Origin of the sequence: Micromonospora sp. NPDC049175 (assembly GCF_043197345.1) — a bacterium.
GTDB lineage: Bacteria > Actinomycetota > Actinomycetes > Mycobacteriales > Micromonosporaceae > Micromonospora.
Window position 1 is genome coordinate 48,573 of sequence record NZ_JBICSY010000010.1, and the last position, 18,430, is coordinate 67,002.

General features: G+C 72.3%; 18 protein-coding genes. 2 read left to right on the plus strand and 16 right to left on the minus strand.

Translation table 11 applies throughout. The features are described from left to right. Positions 1–34 precede the first annotated feature (34 nt). From ACGFH8_RS30005 to ACGFH8_RS30015, 3 genes are all read right to left on the minus strand, one after another. Positions 35–1,234, minus strand: coding sequence for a DUF1015 family protein (locus ACGFH8_RS30005; RefSeq protein ID WP_393373696.1), 1,200 nt, complete (start codon positions 1,232–1,234; stop codon positions 35–37). 79 nt (positions 1,235–1,313) lie between these two features. Further along, positions 1,314–1,931, minus strand: coding sequence for a hypothetical protein (locus tag ACGFH8_RS30010; protein WP_393373697.1), 618 nt, complete (start codon positions 1,929–1,931; stop codon positions 1,314–1,316). Positions 1,932–2,128: 197 nt separating this feature from the next. Then, entirely contained in the window at positions 2,129–2,755 is a 627-nt protein-coding gene (locus ACGFH8_RS30015; protein ID WP_393373700.1) for a DsbA family protein, read from the minus strand. A 220-nt stretch (positions 2,756–2,975) separates the two neighbouring features. Here ACGFH8_RS30015 and pepN point away from each other — a divergent pair, with 220 nt between their 5' ends. Together pepN and ACGFH8_RS30025 are read left to right on the plus strand one after the other, a co-directional pair. Then, positions 2,976–5,525 carry an aminopeptidase N gene (gene pepN / locus ACGFH8_RS30020; protein ID WP_393373702.1) on the plus strand — a complete coding sequence of 850 codons (2,550 nt, stop codon included), beginning with the start codon at positions 2,976–2,978 and terminating at the stop codon, positions 5,523–5,525. Positions 5,526–5,613: 88 nt separating this feature from the next. Further along, positions 5,614–6,177 (plus strand): Uma2 family endonuclease, encoded by a 564-nt coding sequence (locus ACGFH8_RS30025; protein WP_393373705.1) that lies wholly within the window; start codon positions 5,614–5,616, stop codon positions 6,175–6,177. Positions 6,178–6,233: 56 nt separating this feature from the next. Here ACGFH8_RS30025 and ACGFH8_RS30030 read toward each other — a convergent pair whose 3' ends face one another. The 13 genes from ACGFH8_RS30030 to kynU all read right to left on the minus strand — a co-directional run bounded on the left by ACGFH8_RS30030 (position 6,234) and on the right by kynU (position 18,430). Beyond that, positions 6,234–6,641, minus strand: coding sequence for a DUF5130 family protein (locus ACGFH8_RS30030; RefSeq protein WP_393373708.1), 408 nt, complete (start codon positions 6,639–6,641; stop codon positions 6,234–6,236). Then, a complete protein-coding gene (locus tag ACGFH8_RS30035) occupies positions 6,628–6,924 on the minus strand; it encodes a hypothetical protein (RefSeq protein WP_355032334.1) in 297 nt (98 codons plus the stop codon). The genes ACGFH8_RS30030 and ACGFH8_RS30035 overlap by 14 nt, the downstream gene beginning before the upstream one ends. 75 nt (positions 6,925–6,999) lie before the next feature. Then, positions 7,000–8,463, minus strand: a complete 1,464-nt coding sequence (locus tag ACGFH8_RS30040; RefSeq protein ID WP_393373710.1) for an amidase — start codon at positions 8,461–8,463, stop codon at positions 7,000–7,002. Between the two features lie 179 nt (positions 8,464–8,642). Beyond that, positions 8,643–9,644, minus strand: coding sequence for an amidohydrolase family protein (locus ACGFH8_RS30045; RefSeq protein ID WP_393373713.1), 1,002 nt, complete (start codon positions 9,642–9,644; stop codon positions 8,643–8,645). Continuing rightward, the gene (locus tag ACGFH8_RS30050; RefSeq protein ID WP_393373716.1) at positions 9,644–10,168 is read right to left on the minus strand and encodes a 3-hydroxyanthranilate 3,4-dioxygenase; all 525 of its coding nucleotides are present in this window, start codon (positions 10,166–10,168) and stop codon (positions 9,644–9,646) included. The genes ACGFH8_RS30045 and ACGFH8_RS30050 overlap by 1 nt, the downstream gene beginning before the upstream one ends. After that, the gene (locus ACGFH8_RS30055; RefSeq protein WP_393373718.1) at positions 10,165–10,596 is read right to left on the minus strand and encodes a RidA family protein; all 432 of its coding nucleotides are present in this window, start codon (positions 10,594–10,596) and stop codon (positions 10,165–10,167) included. The genes ACGFH8_RS30050 and ACGFH8_RS30055 overlap by 4 nt, the downstream gene beginning before the upstream one ends. Positions 10,597–10,747: 151 nt before the next feature. Further along, positions 10,748–11,521 carry a 2-keto-4-pentenoate hydratase gene (locus ACGFH8_RS30060; RefSeq protein ID WP_393373721.1) on the minus strand — a complete coding sequence of 258 codons (774 nt, stop codon included), beginning with the start codon at positions 11,519–11,521 and terminating at the stop codon, positions 10,748–10,750. Continuing rightward, a complete protein-coding gene (gene dmpG, locus ACGFH8_RS30065; RefSeq protein ID WP_393373723.1) occupies positions 11,518–12,579 on the minus strand; it encodes a 4-hydroxy-2-oxovalerate aldolase in 1,062 nt (353 codons plus the stop codon). Before dmpG ends, ACGFH8_RS30060 begins: the two co-directional genes overlap by 4 nt. Continuing rightward, positions 12,576–13,511, minus strand: a complete 936-nt coding sequence (locus ACGFH8_RS30070; RefSeq protein ID WP_393373726.1) for an acetaldehyde dehydrogenase (acetylating) — start codon at positions 13,509–13,511, stop codon at positions 12,576–12,578. The genes dmpG and ACGFH8_RS30070 overlap by 4 nt, the downstream gene beginning before the upstream one ends. After that, the gene (locus tag ACGFH8_RS30075; protein WP_393373729.1) at positions 13,508–14,305 is read right to left on the minus strand and encodes a 2-keto-4-pentenoate hydratase; all 798 of its coding nucleotides are present in this window, start codon (positions 14,303–14,305) and stop codon (positions 13,508–13,510) included. Before ACGFH8_RS30075 ends, ACGFH8_RS30070 begins: the two co-directional genes overlap by 4 nt. Positions 14,306–14,325: 20 nt before the next feature. Beyond that, a complete protein-coding gene (locus tag ACGFH8_RS30080; RefSeq protein ID WP_393374010.1) occupies positions 14,326–15,807 on the minus strand; it encodes a 2-hydroxymuconic semialdehyde dehydrogenase in 1,482 nt (493 codons plus the stop codon). Between the two features lie 23 nt (positions 15,808–15,830). Continuing rightward, positions 15,831–17,159, minus strand: coding sequence for an FAD-dependent oxidoreductase (locus ACGFH8_RS30085; protein WP_393373731.1), 1,329 nt, complete (start codon positions 17,157–17,159; stop codon positions 15,831–15,833). Further along, on the minus strand, positions 17,156–18,430 hold the full coding sequence (gene kynU, locus ACGFH8_RS30090) for a kynureninase (RefSeq protein ID WP_393373733.1): 1,275 nt from the start codon (positions 18,428–18,430) through the stop codon (positions 17,156–17,158). The genes ACGFH8_RS30085 and kynU overlap by 4 nt, the downstream gene beginning before the upstream one ends.

Sequence of the window (18,430 nt, forward strand, 5' to 3'; positions counted from 1 at the left end):
GCCGGGTACGTCACACGGTCGGGTGCGGGACCGCTCAGCGCGGCAGCTCGGCGACGACCAGACCGCCGCGCGCCTTCGGGGTGAACCAGGTGCTCTTGCGGGGCATCTTCTCCCGGGCCAGGTTCACCGCGACGAAGTCCGCCACGGTCACCGGCGCGATCAGGATCGCCAGCTCGGCCCGGCCGGCGTCGACCTCACCGGTGAGCCAGCTCGCCGGGTAGTCACCGCCGACATAGGTGATCCGCTTGTCGCCCGGGTCCAGACCGAGCGCGTCGCGCAGCAGCAGCCGCTCGACAAGCGCGTGGTCCAGGTTCTCCAGGTCGCCGGCGGCCGTGGCGGGCAGGCGCACCGCGTACCCCTGGTCGCCGACACGGAGGTGCACGGTGCCGCCGGCCGCCGGGACCTCGACCGGGCCGTCGATCGGCGCGACCTCGGCGCCCGCCGCGCGCAGCCGGTCGAGCAGCTCCGCAGGCGTGGTGGTCAGCTCGCTGACCAGCCGGTTGTAGGGCTGGATGGCCACCGACGCGGGCGTGGTGACCACGGCCAGGAAGCGCGACAGCCCGCCGGTCTGCGCGGCCAGGCTGCGGTGGTTACCGTCGGCGACGACCAGCTCCCCACCGCCGGCGAGAGCGGTGAGCGTGGCCTGCTCCGGGCCGGGGCCGAGCAGCCAGATGGCATGGGTGCGGCCCGCCTGGTCGGTGTCCGTCGCGGCGGGCGCGCCGGCCGTCTCGGTCGCCGCCGCGAGCGCGGCGTGCAGCTCGTCGCCGCGCCCGGTCTGCAGCAGGAGTACGGGTGAGAGCAGGTGACCGAGCGCCTCGGCCAGGGCCACCCGCTCGCGCACCTTGGCGATGAAGACGTCCTCGTTGCGGATGACCAGGCCCGGCTCGTCGGCCCGGGTGGAGATCTGGTCGGTGTCGACCATCGCGAACAGCCCGTACGCCGACTCCTCGCCGGGCGCGCTGATCCGGTAGAGGACCACCACCTCTTCGGCGGGCGTGTAACTGCCGTCGGCCTTCGCCTCGGCGAGGCGGGCCACCGCGGCCGGCAGCGCGTCGAGGAACGACGTGCCCAGGCTCTGCGGGGCGCGATGCGGCATCTCGATGCCGAGAGCACTGTGCGGGTTCGCCTCGATGATCGCGGTGATCTCCGCGTCGTCGGCGAACTCGTCGTAGTTTTGCGCGCCGGTGCCACCAGTGGTGACCCACGCCCGGGAGATCGGATGCACGACCGTCATGCCCACTGACGGTACCGGCGGCGGTGTCGCCGCCGACGGGGACCCGCGTGGGGTCCACCAGATGAAAGTGCCGAGCCGGTCAGCTGGCCCGGTCGGAGGCGCCCCGGCGGTGCCTGCCCGCCGCCGGTCCGGCGTTGCCGCGCCGACCGGTCGCGGCCGGCCCGGTGTTCACGGCACGGCGGGGTGACGCGGGCGGCCCCGGCACCGGACGCTCGGGCGGCGGGGACGGGACGGGACGCGGGCTCAGCGGCGGCGTCGGCACCGGACGCGGCGCGGCGGGCGCCGGCGGAGGCGGCGCGGGTTCGGCCGGCGCGGCAGCCGACGGCAGAACCGGAGCCGACGCCACGGCGGCGGCCACCGCCGCGAGCGGCGACAGGGATTCGAGAGCCGGTGCCACCGGCGGCAGGGATTCGAGAGCCGGTGCCACCGGCGGCAGGGATTCGAGAACCGCTGCCACCGCCGACGCGGGGCCGGCAAGCGGCGCCGCGGGCACGACCGGGGTCAGCCGGGAGGTCACCGGAACCCGGGCCACGCCGACCACGATGGGCGGGGCGAGCAGATCCACCACGTGGGCGGGAAGGTCGGGGCGGACCGCCGGCCAGCGGGAGTCGTCGACCGACCAGTAGGCCGCGCCGGGAGTCTCGATCACCCCCGGACGGGTCAGTTGATCGTCACCGGACGCACGGTGCTTGGCCATCGGGAAAGCCTCCACGAACTGCGGGGTGCGGCCCTGCGGGTCGCTGCGGCGGACATGCAGGCCAACGACGCGGCAGTCCCCCGGTGACGGGGCAGGCACCGCCGACCCACGACACGCCGAGCGAACGCGCGCGGTGCCCCGCCGTCGGGCGGGCCGCCCTGCCGACGCCGGGCGTCGACAGGGCGACCCTCCGCGTCTCAGTCGAAGATCGGGCCCTGCTCACGGGTGCGCTTGAGCTCGTAGAAGCCCGGGGTGCCGGCGACCAGCAGCACGCCGTCCCAGAGTCGACCGGCGGCCTCCCCCTTCGGGGCCGGGGTGATCACCGGACCGAAGAACGCGACCGGGCTGCCGTCCGGGCCGGGCGCGTGGACGACCGGAGTGCCGACGTCCTGCCCGACCGGACGCATGCCGGCCTCGTGGCTGGCCCGCAGCGCCTCGTCGTACTCGGTGCTCTCGGCGGCCGCCGCCAGCGCCGGGTCCAGGCCGGCGTCGGTCAACGCGGCGACGTAGAGCTCGTGGTTCCGCGCCTCCTTGCCGAGGTGGATCCGGGTCCCGAGCGCGGTGTAGAGCGGACGCAGGGCGTCGTTGCCGTACCGCTGCTCGGCGGCGATGCAGACCCGCACCGGCCCCCAGGCGGTCTTCAGGAACTCCTTGTAGTCCTCGGGCAGCTCGTCCCGGCCGTCGTTGAGCACGGCCAGGCTCATCACGTGGAAGCGGATGTCCACGTCTCGGATCTGCTCGACCTCCAGCAGCCAACGGGAGGTGATCCACGCCCACGGGCAGGCCGGGTCGAACCACATGTCGGCGGTGACACGTTCGGTCACGGTGAGATCCCTTCGCGACGGGTGGCGCCGACAGGTCGGCGCCTCAGGAGAATCTTCACCCCGCGGCGCATCGCCCGGCACCCGGATGAGAGCGTGACCTCGGCCACCGCGGGCTGCCCGTACATGGAAGACTCGGATCGGGCCAGCCGTCACGAGCGGTAGGCGAACGGACGCCGCCGGGCGTACGGCGAGATGTGGGATGGAGACAACAGTGCCGGGAGTGCGCAACCTGACGCAGGTCGAGGCGACCGAGCGGGCCCGCCTGCTCAACGTGACGGGGTATGACATCAGTCTGGACCTGTCCAGCGCCGTGCTGGCGGCCGACGGCCGCACGTTCCGGTCGACGACCGAGGTCCGGTTCCGCTGCTCCGAACCGGGCGCGAGCACCTTCATCGAGTTGGCCGCCGAGTCGGTGCGGTCCGCGACGCTCAACGGCACTCCCGTCGACCTCTCCGACTGGTCCGCCGAGAAGGGCCTGACCCTGTCCGGGCTGGACAGCGACAACGTCCTGGTGGTCGACGCCGACTTCGGTTACTCCAACAGCGGTCAGGGTCTGCACCGGACGGTCGACCCGGTGGACGGCGAGACCTACCTCTACAGCCAGTTCGAGACGGCCGACGCGCAGCGGGTGTTCGCCTGCTTCGACCAGCCCGACCTGAAGAGCGTCTACACCTGGCACGCCACCGTTCCGGCGCACTGGCGGGCGGTGTCCAACATGCCCGTGCAGCGGGAGGAGCCCGCGGGTGAGGGGCTCAAGACGCTGCACTTCACCGAGTCGCCCCGGATGAGCACCTACATCACGGCGATGTGCGCCGGGCCGTACCACGAGGTGCGCGACAGCCACGACGGCATCGACCTGGGGGCGTTCTGCCGGGCCTCGATGGCCCAGTACCTGGACTCCGACGACCTGTTCCTGATCACCAAGCAGGGCTTCGACTTCTTCCACGAGAAGTTCGGCGTGCGTTACCCGCTGCCGAAGTACGACCAGCTCTGGGTGCCCGACTTCAACGCCGGCGCGATGGAGAATTTCGGCTGCGTGACGCACGCCGAGTCGCACTACCTGTTCCGCTCGCAGGTCACCGACTTCGAGTACGAGCAGCGGGCCAACACGATCCTGCACGAGCTGGCCCACATGTGGTTCGGCGACCTGGTCACCATGCGCTGGTGGAACGACCTGTGGCTGAACGAGTCGTTCGCCGAGTGGGCCAGTCACTGGTGCAACACGAACGCCACCCGGTTCACCGAGGCGTGGACGACGTTCCTGTCCATCCGGAAGAACTGGGGCTACCGGCAGGACCAGCTCTCCTCCACCCACCCGGTCTACACCGAGATGCCGGACATGGAGGCCGTCGAGGTCAACTTCGACGGCATCACCTACGCCAAGGGCGCAAGTGTGCTCAAGCAGCTCGTCGCGTACGTGGGCGAGGAGCCGTTCGTGGCCGGGCTGCGGGCCTACTTCGGCAAGCACGCCTGGGGCAACGCCACCTTCGACGACCTGCTCAGCGAGCTGGAGGTCGCGTCCGGCCGGGAACTGCGCAAGTTCGCCGCGCAGTGGTTGGAGACCGCGCAGGTCAACACGCTGCGCCCGGAGGTGACGATCGGCGCGGACGGCACCTACGAGCAGGTGGCGGTCCGGCAGGAAGCGCCGACCGCGTACCCGACGCTGCGGACGCACCGCATCGGCGTGGGCCTGTACGACCTGACCGACGGGCGGCTGGTGCGCCGCGAACGGCACGAGGTGGACGTGACCGGCGAGCGGACCGACCTCGCCGAGCTGCGCGGTGTCCGGGCCGCCGACGTGCTGCTGCTCAACGACGACGACCTGAGCTACACCAAGCTGCGCCTCGACGACCGGTCGATGGCCACGGTGGTGCAGCACATCGGTGGCTTCGAGTCGTCGCTGGCGCGGGCGCTCTGCTGGACCGCGGCATGGGACATGATCCGTGACGCCGAGCTGTCGGCCCGCGACTACGTGGCGCTGGCGCTGACCGGGCTGCCCGCGGAGACCGACATCAACCTGGTCACCGCGACCCTGCGACAGGCGACCACCGCGATCACCCTCTACGCCGACCCGGCCTGGGCGCCGACCGGTTGGGCCGAGTTGGCGCGTACCGCCCGGGACGCGCTCGCCGCCGCGGAGCCCGGCAGCGGGTTCCAGCTGGCCTGGGCTCGTGCGTTCACCTCGGCGGCCCGCTCCGACGAGGACCTGGCCACGCTGCGCGGGTGGCTGGACGGGGTCGGTACGCCGGCCGGGCTGACCGTGGACACCGAGCTGCGCTGGTCGGTCCTCTCCGCGCTGGTGGCCAACGGCGCCGCCGGTGCCGCCGAGATCGAGGCGGAGCTGGCCGGGGACCGCACCGCCAGCGGCGAACGGGAGGCGGCGTACGCGCACGCGCTGGTGCCGACGGCGGAGAACAAGGAGGCGGTCTGGGCGCTGCTGACCGGTCCGGACTCCCTGCCCAACTGGCGCCACCGGGCGCTCCTGCAGGGCCTCGCCCACCCGGCGCAGGTGGACCTGATCGCGCCCTACCGGGAGCGGTACTTCGCGGCCGTCGGCCAGGTGTGGGCCACCCGGGACAGCGAGCCCGCGCAGGAGTTCGCGCAGCTGGCGTACCCGATCTATCTGGTGGAGGACGACACGGTGGCGGCCACCGACGCGTGGCTGGCCGGCGACGGGCATCCCGGCCCGCTGCGCCGGCTGGTCGCCGAGGGCCGCGACGGTGTGGTGCGGGCGCTCAAGGCCCGCACGAAGGACGCCCAGCAGAGCTGACCAACAGGGAGTACGCGGCCCGGTGCCGGCGTGGACGCGAGTCGACGCCGGTACCGGGCCGTTATGGTTGCGAAAGGAGGTGGACGCGATGGCACAGCCGACCTACGAGTGGCGGCCCCCGGACCGGGGCTGGCGCGAGCAGGATTTGTTCGACCTGCCTGCCGACGGTAACCGCTACGAGATCATCGACGGTAGCCTGCACGTGACTCCTCCGGCCGGGCCCGAGCACCATGAGCTGGCGGACGAGATTCGGATGGCGATTCGCCAGTCGGCTCCCGCCGGTTGGCGGGTGATTCGGGAGATCGGGGTGCAGGTTCCCGGCGGTAATCTCATCCCCGATCTGACGGTGTTGCTACCAAGCGCACCGCGCGGGCGCATGTGGGCCGAACCCAAGAACATCGCGCTCGTCCTGGAAGTCGAGTCGACGGGGAGCCGGCGCCACGATCGCTTCACCAAACCCGCCCTCTACGCCGAGGCGGGCATCCCGCACTACTGGCGCGTGGAGCGAGGCGACTTCGGCCCGATCATCTACCGCTATCGGCTCGGCGAGGGCGACCATTACGAGCTGCTGGGCACTATCGGTCCGGACGACGCGGTGACCGTGGACGAGCCGTGGACGATGAGGTTGGACCCGAGCGCCTGGCCCCGGTGAGGCACGAAAGCCCGGCCCGCTGAACGCGGACCGGGCTTCGTCGTAGCTGGGAGGACTCAGCCCTTGCCGGCGTGGCTGGCGAGCTGGTCGAGGCCGTTGATGATGCCGCCGGCCAGGTCCCCGCCGCTGAACGCGCCCGCCATGGAGAGCGCGGCCAGTTTGGCGTACGTGTCGGGGACGCGCTTGCGCGCGTAGCGACCGGTGATGATCTCCAACTGGCGCTGGTTTGGCGACACCGCGATCAGCACCGACCGGTCGGGGTCGGCGAGCTGGCGGTGCAGCCGCTGGGCGTGCTCCCGGATCGGCTCGTCGAGGCCGCCGACGAAGACCGAGAAGACCAGGCCGGTGCCCCGGTCGGCCAGGCGCAGCGCCTCGTCGATGCGCAGCAGCTGGCGGGTCGAGAACGGCCCGTCCAGCACCTCGGGCGGATTTTCCGACCCGGTCTGCTTCTCACCAACGGTCACTTGCGCCTCCGGTTCCACCGGCCGGCGCGTCGACGCTGGCCTGCTCAAGCTTGTGGCTGGTCAGCGCGGGCGCCTGCGCCCCCGCCGTCAGCGCGGTGCCGGCCGAGTCGGCCAGCTGCTCCGGACGGCCCAGGAACCAGACCGGAGTGAAGTCGAAGGGCCGGCCCGGCCGGTAGCGCTTGGCGCCACCGCCACCGCCGGTGGCACCCCCACGGCTGCCGGCGTACGACAGGCCGGCGATGACCAGCACCGCGGCCAACGGGATGCCGACGAAGACCAGCAACGTCTCGGTAACAGACAATCCCAACGCCCCCAGGCGGAAGAAGGACGACCTCGAACAACCGGGTCGGATGGACGATCATGTTGTCGACCGCCCGACTCCGTCACCATTCACGTTAGCGGAGTCGACGGCCCGCCAGATTGCGGGGTGCCGATCCCATCCGTCACTGGAGTTCTCCAGTTGCGCAGCGGTAGCGATGAGCCGCGCGTCGTCGCCGTATCGGCCGGTGAGCAGCACCCCGACGGGCAGGCCGTCGGTCGTTGCGCCCACCGGCAGGGAGACGGAGGGATCGCCGGTGACGTTGAAGATGGCGCAGTACGGCGAGAAGCGGCGTTGCCTGTCGAAGTCGGCCGCCGGGTCACCATCGGCGCTGAACCAGCCGACGGGTGCCTGCGGGGCCGCGAGGGTGGGACAGAGCAGCAGGTCGCAGCCGGCGGTGCGACGGGCACCGAGCCGGACCTGCGCCTGCAACTCCCCGAGGGTGGCGGCCAGGGTGCCGGCGGAGATCTCGGCGCCGCGGGCCCGCAGCAACCGGGTCAGCGGCAGCAGCTCCGCCTCCCGCTGTGGCGGCACCGGGGTGAGCGCCAGCACGTACCAGAGGATCTCGAACAGTGGCCACGCCGCCGGCCCGAGCGGCGGTGCCACCTCGACCACCTCGTGGCCGGCCGCGGTGAGCAGCGCGGCGGCCCGGTCCACGGCGGCCACGCAGTCGGGGTGCACCGGCTCGTCGGCGAGCATCGGCGTGGTGAACCGGCCGATCCGCAGCGGGCCGGGAGCGGCACGGCGCGCGGCGGCCAGGTAACCGCCCGGCGGCGCGGTTGGCGGCAGGTAGGGCTCGCCGGGGACCGGCACGGCCATGACGTCGAGCAGCGCGGCGACGTCGGTGACTGTCCGTCCGAGCGGGCCGCTGGTGGGCAGGCCGAACGCGCCGGAGCCGAGCGGCCCGCCGGAGACGAGGCCACGGCTGGGCTTGTAGCCGACGAGGCCGCAGAGCGACGCCGGGATGCGCAGCGAGCCGCCGCCGTCGGACCCCTGGGCGACCGGGACCAGCCCGGCCGCCACCGCCGCCGCCGCGCCGCCGCTGGACCCGCCCGCGGTGTACGCCAGTTGCCACGGATTGCGGGCCGGGGGCGCGACCCGGCCTTCCGAGTAGAGCGAGCAGCCCAACTCGGAGGTGGTGGTCTTGCCGAGGCTGACCAGGCCGGCGGCCTTGATGAACCGGACCACGTCGGCGTCGACCGGCGGGACGAAGTCGAGGAAGGCGGCCGACCCGAATGTGGTGCGGACCCCGGCGGTGAGCGTCAGGTCCTTGATCGCGGTCGGTACGCCGTGCAGCGGGCCTCGGGCCTCGACCGGCGCGGCGTCGGCTGCGCGGGCTGCCTGCCGGGCGAGATCCTCGGTGACGGTGACGAACGCGCCCACGGTGTCGCCGAGGGCGGCTACCCGGCGCAGGCAGTGCTCGACCAGGTCGACGCTGGACAGCTCGCCACGGGCTATCGCCGCGGCCTGCTCCAACGCGGTCAGGTCGTGCGGCTCGGCCATCCCGTCATCCTGCCGGCCGTCAGCACTTCGCGCAGCCGACACGCGCTGGCGACCGAAAACGGACCAACTGGACTTCTGCCACCCACCGGCCCTGCCGAGCCGCAGATCTTGGATACTTTCCGTTCCGCGCTGACGGAAACTTTCCAAGATCTGCTCAGGTCGAGGGTGCGGCGCGGTGCTCAGCCGCGCAGGAAGCGCAACGCGTTGCGGGAGAGCAGCTTGTCGCGCTGGTCGTCGGTGAGGAAGTCGGCGTCGCGGACCACCGCGCCGGCCGGGCGTTCGCCCAACGGGTACGGGTAGTCGCTGCCGACCAGCACCCGGTCCTCCCCCATCGTGTCGACGAGCAGCCGCAGCGCGGGCGGGGCGAAGACCACCGAGTCGACGCTGAACCTGTCGACGTAGCTGCTCGGCGGGGCCGCGGACGCGCCACGGACCAGGTCGCCCCGGCGGTGCCAGGCGTTGTCGGCGCGGCCGAGCCAGAACGGGAAGCTGCCGCCGCCGTGCGCGAAGCAGATCCGCAACGAGTCGGGCACCCGGTCGAAGACACCGCCCAGGATCATCGCCAGCACCGACAGGTGCGTCTCGGCGGGCATCCCGGTGAGCCACCGGGCCATCCAGCGGTCCAGGCGGGGACCGCCCGGCATGTCCCACGGGTGGACGAACACGGGTGCGCCCACCTCGGCGCAGTGTTGCAGGAAGGTGACCACGCCCGCGTCGTCCAGGTCCCGGTCGCCGACATGGTTGCCGATCTCCACGCCCACGTGCCCGGCGGCCAGGCTGCGATCCAGCTCGGCGCACGCGGCGTCCGGGTCCTGGAGGGGCACCTGGCAGAACGGCACCAGTCGGCCGCCACCGGCCGCGGTGACCTCCAGGGTCAGATCGTTGAAGATCCGGGCGACCTTCACCGCCTGGTCGGCCGGCCGGTCGTAGCTGAAGAAGACAGGCGTCGGCGAGACCACCTGCACGTCCACGCCGTCGTCGTCCATGTCGGCCAGCCGGCGCGCCCCGTCCCAGCACTCGGCGCCGACCGGGCGGAACTCCGTCTCCCCCACCATGATCATGGCGGCGCGCTCGGAGTCGACGCGCAACCAGGGCCAACCGGACCCACCACACGCCGCGCCGAGGTCCGGCCACCCCTTCGGTACGACGTGCGTGTGCACGTCGACCACGCCTGCGGGCATCAGCCCTTACCCGGGTGCAGGGTGCCGCAGTTGGCGCAGGTACGGGCGGCCTCGTCGGCGTAGAACGCCTGGAACACCGGCGGCAGGTCGGCCGCGATGTCGCGGACCTGCAACTCCACCTCGTACACCTGGTGGCCGCACCCGGGGCAGTACCACTGGAAGGTCTCCAGGGTGCCCTCCTCGCGGACCCGCTCCACGACCATGCCGATCGAGCCGGCCTCCGGCCGCTGCGGCGAGTGCGGGGTGTTGCGCGGCAGCATCCACATCTGACCCTCGCGCACGTGCACCGTACGCGGCCCCTCCGGGGTCATCAGGTTGATGTGCATGTTGCCCTTGACCTGGTAGAAGAACTCCTCGTACGGGTCCACGTGGAAATCGGTGCGCTGGTTGGGCCCGCCCACCACCATCACGATGAAGTCGTCCCCGCCGGGGAACATCTCCTTGTTGCCCACGGGCGGCTTCAACAGGTGCTGGTTGTCCGCGATCCAGCCCGGAAAGCTGAACGGCTCGGCGATCTCACTCACGACTGACCTCCAGAGGGAAGAAGGGCCACGGCCTGGATTTCGATGAGCAGGTGCGGGTGCGGCAACTGGTGCACGGCCACCGTGGTGCGGGTCGGCCCGGACGCGTCGAAGAACTCCGCCCACACCTCGTTGTAGCCACCGAAGTCGTTCATGTTGACCAGGTACGACGTGACCTGGACGAGGTCGCCGAGGTCCGCACCGACCGACCGCAGCAGATCGCCGATGTTCTCGATCACCGCCCGCGTCTGCACCCGGATGTCGAGGTTCGTGGTGCCGAGTTCGTCCACCGACACACCGGCGAAGCTGTTGTCCGGCCGCCGCGACGACGTACCGGAGACGAAGACGAACCCACCCGCGACCTTGACGTGCGGAAAAGCCCCCCGCGGAACGGCCTTGCCCGGCACAACCCGAGCACCAGAGGCACTCATGACCCACCCCCACCCGGCACCGACGCGACCACCGCGACCAGGTCAGGGGTTCCGGGCAGCCCGACCGGCGCAGGGATCAAGCCTGACCGCCCGGAGCCGGTCGGGCTGCCCGGAACCCCCACGGCCGCGCCCACGAAAGCCCGCACGCCGATCACGAAGAGACCCGAAGCGACGCCGTGCCCAGCTTCTCCACGACCGCACGGACATGGGCGCCCGGACGCAGCGGCACGGCGGCGGTGGCGGCGCCGGCCAGGAACACCCAGCCGGACTCCAGCCGCACCCCGTGCCGACCCGCCAACCGGATGCCCTCGTCGAGGGCCCGACGCGGATCGCCGAGGATCGCCGCCGTCGAACCGACCTGCGCCACCCGACCGTCGACCTCCAACAGCACGCCCAGGTTGTCCAGGCCGTCGGGCACCGGCGACCACGGCCCGATCACGAACGCGGCGGCCGAGGTGTTGTCGGCGATCACGTCCGGCAGCGAGAAGCGGAAGTCCGCGTACCGGGAGTCGATCAGCTCGATGGCCGGCGCGACGGCGCGGACGGCAGTGGCGAAGTCGCCGACCGGCTCGCCCGGCTCGGGCAGCCGGTCCAGGAGGAACGCCACCTCCGGCTCCACCCGGGGGTGGATGTACGCGGACGGGTCCACGGCACCGCCGTCGGGCACCCGCATCGCGTTGGTGAGTCGCCCCCAGATCACCTCGTCCACGCCGACCTGGGCCATCTTCGCCCTGCTGGTCAGCCCCATCTTCAGCCCGACCAGCCGCTCACCGGCGTCGAGCCGGCGCTGCAGCAACGCGGCCTGCACGGCGTACGCGGTATCCACGTCGAGGCCGGTCTCGGCGGCGAGCTGCGGGATCGCGGTGGCCGTGGCCGCCGCCACGCCGAGCTTCTCGGCGATCCCCGCGATGTCTGGTCCGATCATGAGGGCTCCTTGCCGGCCAGGTCGAGTGCGACGTCCACGATCATGTCCTCCTGGCCGCCGACCATCCGGCGTCGGCCCAGCTCGACCAGGATCGAGCGGACGTCCACGCCGTACTTCGCCGACGCCCGCTCGGCGTGCCGCAGGAAGCTGGAGTAGACCCCCGCGTACCCCAGGGAGAGCGTTTCCCGGTCCACCTGGACCGGCCGGTCCTGCAACGGGCGGACGATGTCGTCGGCGGCGTCCATCAGCGCGAACACGTCGCAGCCGTGCTTCCAGCCGTGCAGCTCGGCGACCGCCACGAAGACCTCCAGGGGCGCGTTGCCGGCACCCGCGCCCATGCCGGCCAGGGAGGCGTCGACGCGGACGGTCCGGCCGTGGGGCGCGTCCGGTCCGACCGGCGCGGACCCGGTGACCCGGCCGTGTTCGACGGCGAGCACGCTGTTCGCCACCCCGAGCGACAGGTTGTGGTGCGCGTGGATGCCGATCTGTGTCTCCGGGGCGAGGACCTGCCGGTACGCGTCGACCCGCTGCGCCACGTCGGACATCAGCAGCCGACCGCCGGAGTCGGTGACGTAGACGCAGTGCGCCCCGTACGACTCCATGAGCTTGGCCTGCCCGGCGAGCCCGGCCGGATCGAACATGTGCGACATCATCAGGAACCCGGCCACGTCCATGCCGTTCTCCCGGGCCCAGGAGATGTGCTGGGCGGAGATGTCCGCCTCGGTGCAGTGGGTGGCGATGCGCACGCTCGTCACCCCGAGCGCCTTCGCCGCCTTCAGGTCGGCGATGGTGCCGATGCCGGGCAGCAGCAGGGTGGTGAGCTTCGCCGTGGTCAGCACCTCGGCGGCCGCGGAGATCCACTCGGCGTCGCTGGCGGCCCCGTGGCCGTAGTTGACGCTGGAACCGGCCAGCCCGTCGCCGTGCGCCACCTCGATGGCGGCCACGCCTGCGGCGTCCAGCGCGGCGGCGATGGTGCGGACCTGATCGACCGTGTACTGGTGGGCGATGGCGTGCATGCCGTCGCGCAGCGTCACGTCCTGGATGTAGAGATCGGTCACGGCGCGGCCACCTCCGAAGCACGCAGGGCCACCAGCCGCTCCGCGGTACGCAGCGCGGCCGAGGTCATGATGTCCAGGTTCCCGGCGTACGCGGGCAGGTAGTGCCCGGCGCCGGAGACCTCCAGGAAGACCGACACCTGCAACGCGGTGAGCCGCCGACCGAACGTCGGCAGGTACGCCTCGACCCGGTCGAACTGCACGTCCTGCTTGAGCCGGTAGCCCGGGACGTACTCCTGCACCGTCGCCACCATGTCCGCCACGGACGCGGCGATGGCGTCGGTGTCGGCGTCGGCGTCCGGGCAGAGGCAGTAGACGGTGTCGCGCATCAGCAGCGGCGGGTCGGCCGGGTTCAGCACGATGATCGCCTTGCCCCGTTCGGCACCACCGACCACCTCGATGGCCCGTGCCGTGGTCTCGGTGAACTCGTCGATGTTGGCCCGGGTGCCCGGACCCGCCGACCTCGACGCGATCGAGGCGACGATCTCCCCGTACGCCACCGGGGTGACCCGGCGGACGGCGGCGACGATCGGCACGGTGGCCTGCCCGCCGCAGGTCACCATGTTGACGTTCGATTCGTGCAGGTGCTCGTCGAGGTTGACCGGCGGCACCACGTACGGGCCGAGCGCGGCCGGGGTCAGGTCGACAACCGTACGGCCGTGTGCGCGCAGCACCTCGTCGTGGTGCCGGTGCGCCCCGGCCGAGGTGGCGTCGAAGACCAGCTCGACGTCGGCGAACTCGGGCATCGCCACGAGCCCGTCCACGCCCTCGGCGGTGGTGGCCACGCCGAGCCGGCGGGCGCGGGCCAGACCGTCGGAGGCCGGGTCGATGCCGGCCATCGCCACCATGCGCAGGCTGTCACTGAGCCGGAGAACTTTGATCATCAGATCGGTGCCGATGTTCCCGGAACCGAGCACCGCCACGTCAGTGGTCACTGGTTACCCCCCTTGCTGAAGGATGTCCGCACCGAGCCGAGCCCGGAGATCCGGGCCTCGTACGCGGCTCCCGGGGTGACCGGCACCATCGGGCCGAGCGCCCCGGAGAGCACCACGTCCCCGGCACGCAGCGGGTCACCGGCACGGGCGAGGGTGCCGGCCAGCCAGTGCAGGGCGTGCAGCGGGTTGCCCAGGCAGGCCGCGCCCGCGCCCACCGAGACGGGCTCGCCGGCGTGCTCCAGCACCATCCCGCACAGCCGCAGGTCGACGTCGGCCAGTCGGCGGGGCGTGGTGCCGAGCACGAAGAGCCCACTCGAGGCGTTGTCCGCGACGGTGTCCACGATGGAGATGTCCCAGCCGGCGATCCGCGAGTCGACGATCTCGATGGCCGGCAGCAGGTGGTCGACCGCGCGGATCAGGTCGACGGTGGTGAGCTGCGGGTCCGGGAGATCCTTGTCGAGCACGAACGCGATCTCCGCCTCGACCCGGGGTTGGAGCAGCCGGCCGATGGGCACCTCGACCCCGTCGCCGACAGCCATCGCGTCGGTGAGCATGCCGAAGTCCGGCTGGTACACCCCGAAGGTCTCCTGCACCGCCCGGGAGGTCAGCCCGATCTTCGCGCCGACCCGGCGTTCGCCGCGGCCCTGCCAGGCCCGCGCCTGGAGTTGCTGCACCCGGTACGCGGACTCGACGTCGCCCTCCGGCAGCAGTCGTCCACGCAGCGGCGGGCACGGCGTGCCGGTGCTGCGGGCGTCGGCCAGCTCCCGGTTGGCGGCCTCGATGTCAGCTTCCATGCCCACTCCCTCGCCACGGCTCACGACAGGTCCACGCAGACGTTCGTCAACTCGGAGTAGAAGTTCAACGAGTGCACGCCACCCTCCCGGCCGATGCCGGACGCCTTCACCCCGCCGAACGGGGTACGCAGGTCACGCAGGAACCAGGTGTTGACCCAGACGATGCCCGCGTCGAGCCGGGCGCCGGCCCGGTGCGCGACCCCCACGTCCCGGGTCCAGACGGTGGCGGCGAGGCCGTACTCGGTGCCGTTCGCCAGGGCGTACGCCTCGTCCTCGGTGTCGAACGGCGCGACGTGCACCACCGGGCCGAAGATCTCCTCCCGGTTGGTGCGGGCGTCCGACCCGAGCCCGGTGAGCACTGTCGGTTGCACGTACGACCCGCCGTCACGGGCGTCGCCGAAGGTGGGCGTACCGCCACCGGTGAGCACCTCGGCGCCCTCGGAGCGGGCCAGCTCGTACGCGCCGAGGACCTTCGCCCGGTGCTGGTGGGAGATCAGCGGCATGGTGGCGGTGGCCTCGTCGGTCGGCCAGCCGTACGCCAGCTCACCGGCCCGCTTCGCCAACCGGGCGGTGAACTCCTCGAAGACCGGGCGCTGCACGTAGAGGCGTTCGGTGCAGAGGCACACCTGCCCGCCGTTGGTGAAGCTGGACCGCACCGAGCCGGCCACCGCGGCGTCCAGGTCGGCGTCGGCGAAGACCAGGCCGGCGTTCTTGCCGCCCAGCTCGAAGCTGACCGCCTTCACCCCGTCGGAGGCGGCCCGCATGATCGCGCCGCCGGTGGCCGACTCGCCGGTGAAGGTGATCGCGTCCACGCCCGGGTGGCGGGTGAGGTGCTCGCCGGCCGAGTCGGGCCCGAACCCGTGCACCAGGTTGAACACCCCGGCCGGTACGCCCGCGGCGGCCATCACCTCGGCGAGCACCGTCGCCGAGGCCGGTGTCTCCTCGCTGGGCTTGACCACGACGGCGTTGCCGCAGGCCAGTGCCGGGGCGACCTTCCAGGTGAGCAGCAGCAGCGGCAGGTTCCACGGCACGATGACCGCGACCACGCCGACCGGTTTGCGCAGCGCGTAGTTGAGCGCCCGGCCGCCGGTCGGGGTGACGGTGGTGAACGACTCGGTGGGCGCGGTCGCCACGATCTCCGCGAACGCCCGGAAGTTCGCCGCACCGCGCGGGATGTCCAGGGTGCGGGCCTGGGCGATGGACTTGCCGGTGTCGGCGACCTCGGCGGTGACCAGATCGTCGAAGCGGCGCTCCAACTCGTCGGCGACCCGGCGCAGCACCTCGGCGCGTTCGCGCTCGCCCATCCGGCCCCACGGTCCGCGCAGCGCCGCCCGCGCGGCGGCCACCGCGTCATCCACGGTGGACTCGGACGCCTCGAGCACCTCGAAGACCTGCTCCCCGGTCACCGGGCTGGCCTTGGCGAACGTCGGACCACCGTCGACGAACTCGCCGCCGACGAAGTTGCGCAGCCGCTGCGGCCCGGCCGGCGCGTGACCGGCCATCAGCCGGGGATCCCAGTTGGCGGTCATCCGCGCCTCCCTCGACCGAGTGTCGCGCCGACCAGCAGCAGGGCGGCCCCGCCGACGACCGCGCCGAGCACCCGGTGCTGCCGGCGCACCCGGCGGCGCACCTCGGCGTACGGGGTGGTGGAGAAGGACACCAGCTCGTACTGCGAAACGTACCGGCCGGGCAGTGCGCGTTCCAGGGCGTGCTCGATCCTGCGGCGGAGCTGGAAGACCGGAGAGGCGACCTTGTCCCGCATCTCCACGAAGTTGGTGAGCGCCATCGCGGCGATGGCCTCGGCGTTCTCCTGGCGGCGTCGCTGGTACAGAGGCAGCGCCGCCAACCAGTCGTCGGCGCACTCGTCCAGGCAGCGGTCCAACTCGACCACGTCCTCGAACGCGCAGTTGGCGCCCTGACCGTAGAACGGCACGATCGCGTGCGCCGCGTCGCCGAGCAGCCCGACCTTGCCGAAGACCTGCCAGGGGGCGCAGCGGACCGTGCCGAGCACACCCACCGGGTTGTGCCGGTAGTCGTCGACCAGGTTCGGCGCCAACGGGATGACGTCCGGGTAGTGCCTGGCGAAGTGGTCTTCGATCGCCGCCGGGCTGTCCAGTGCCGCGAAGCTGCCGGCGCCCTCGTTGGGCCAGAACAGCGTGCAGGTGAAGGAGCGGTCCGGGTTGGGCAGCGCGATCATCATCGAGGTGCCGCGCGGCCAGATGTGCAGCGCGTCCGGATCGAGCGCGAAGTCCCCGCCCAGCGGCGGGATCGTCAACTCCTTGTAGCCGTAGTCGAGGAAGTCCACGCTCTCGTGCAGCAACCCGTACGCGAGCAGTTGCCCGCGTACCGCGGAGCCGGCGCCGTCGGCGCCCAGCACGACCGACGCCTTGGCCGCGACGGTGCCCTGCGGGGTTTCGAAGTTCAGGGTTCCGTCGGTCGGGTCGAGCCCGACCAGCCGGTGGTCGAAGACGACCCGCACTCCGGGCAGTGCGGCGGCCTCGTCCAGCAGGGCGTTGTTCAGGGCACCCCGGCTGATCGAGTTGATCGCCCGGTCGCCGGCCGCGCTGTAGGACTGGAACTGCTGCTCGCCCTCGACCGGGTGGATCATCCGGCCGCGCATCGGCAGCGCGTCGGTCAGCACCTGCTCGGCCAGCCCGATCCGGCGCAGCGCGTCCAACCCGCGTTCGGAGAGCGCCAGGTTGATCGAGCGACCGCGCTCGGCCGTGCCGACCCGCGGGTCCGACCGGCGCTCGTAGAGGGCCACCAGGTAGCCACGCCGGGCCAGGAAGCAGGCCGCCAGGCAACCGGCCAGTCCAGCGCCGATGACTGCGATCTCGTCGCGCCGCGCGGTCATGAGGCCCCCACCGTCGCGGCGAGCGCCGCAGCGGCCCGCCAGCAGTCGAGGTACGTGGAGTACAGCGGCACCGGAGCGAACCGGACGACATCCGGCTCCCGGGCGTCGGCGATGACACCGTGTTCGTACCGCAGGCGTTTGGTCAGCTCGGCGGCGCTGCCGGCGCCGATGCGGACCGAGAGTTGGCAGCCCCGCCGGGCCGGGTCGCGCGGGGTGATCACGCGCAGCGGCCGGTCGGCGACGACCTCGTCGAGCAGCGTCTCCAGCCAGCCGGTGAGGCGCTGGCTGCGGGCGCGCAGCGCGCTCATCCCGACCGTGTCGAACAGCTCCAGCGAGGTACGCACCGGGCCCATCGCGAAGATCGGCGGATTGGAGATCTGCCAGGCCTCCACCGTCGCGGGCGGCCGGGACACCGGTGTCATCTCGAACCGGGTGGCCGCCGCGGTGCTCCACCAACCCTCGAAGCGGGGCAGGTCCGGATCGCCGAGGTGCCGCTCGTGCACGAAGACGCCCGCCAGCGCTCCCGGGCCCGAGTTCAGGTACTTGTAGGAGCACCACGCGGCGAAGTCGACGTCCCAGTCGTGCAGGGCCAACGGCACGTTGCCGACCGCGTGGGCCAGGTCCCAACCGACCACCGCCCCGGCCGCCCGGCCGGCAGCCGTGATCGCCGGGATGTCCACCAACTCGCCGGTCAGGTAGTTGACCCCGCCGAGCAGCACCAGCGCCACCCGGTCACCCTCGGCGGCCAGGTAGTCGGTCACGTCCTCGGTGCGCAGCGCGTCCTCGCCCTCGCGCGGGCGCAACCGGACCACCGTCTCGTCCGGGTCCAGGCCGTGGAACCGGGCCTGGCTGCGCACCGCGTAGCTGTCCGAGGGGAAGGCGGCGTCCTCGATGACGATGCGGGTGCGGACGCCGGCCGGGCGGTAGAAACTCACCATCAGCAGGTGCAGGTTGACCGTGAGCGAGTTCATCACCACGGTCTCCGCGGGCCGGCCGCCGACCAGTCGGGCGGCCGGCGCGGTCAACAACTCGTGGTACGGCAGCCAGGGCCGTTGCGCCTCCAGGTGCCCCTCGACGCCGAGCCGCCCCCACGCGTCCAGGTCGGCCAGGAGTTCGCCGCGGGTGGCCCGGGGTTGCAGGCCGAGCGAGTTGCCGGCCAGGTACGCCGACTCGCTGTGGTCGCCGCCATCGGCCGGCGGCACGTGGAACAGGTGCCGGTGGCCGGGGTCGGCCTCGTCGAGGCGGTGCGCCTCTTGTTCTGGGGTGTGCAT